This window comes from Rhizobium ecuadorense (assembly GCF_001187535.1).
GTDB classification, from domain to species: domain Bacteria; phylum Pseudomonadota; class Alphaproteobacteria; order Rhizobiales; family Rhizobiaceae; genus Rhizobium; species Rhizobium ecuadorense.
The window spans coordinates 1-315 of sequence record NZ_LFIO01000531.1 but is presented as its reverse complement, the minus strand read 5'-3'; the positions used below and the strand labels follow the sequence as shown (position 1 = coordinate 315).

Genomic DNA, 315 nt, shown 5'->3' with positions numbered 1-315 from the left:
TCGAACATCTGCGCCCCGAGGCGTTCCTCGAGCTGAGCGATGCGTCGCAGCACGGTCGAATGATACACCCCGAGGCCCTCGGCGGCAGCCCGCACTGAGCCTCCGCGCGCCACGGCAAGAAAGTAGCGAATGTCATCCCAGTCGATCATGGTGCAATCCGGCACCGCGCGGTGCGCCTTCCAAAGCCCGTGTCCAACGCATTCGTACAGCAGTACGGGCTGTCATCATAGCTTATGTCGACGAGCGCGGCCCAATTCCGAATGGCGGACGCCGATCGTCGCGGCTGGCGTCAGTCATCCAGCCGGATCGATTTTG

General features: G+C 63.2%; 1 protein-coding gene. It reads right to left on the bottom strand.

Features of this window, described 5'->3' with window-relative positions:
- On the bottom strand, positions 1 to 149 hold a 149-nt coding region (locus tag AF337_RS40205), incomplete at its 3' end, for a helix-turn-helix domain-containing protein (RefSeq protein WP_152971005.1).
- Between the last annotated feature and the right edge of the window lie 166 nt (positions 150 to 315).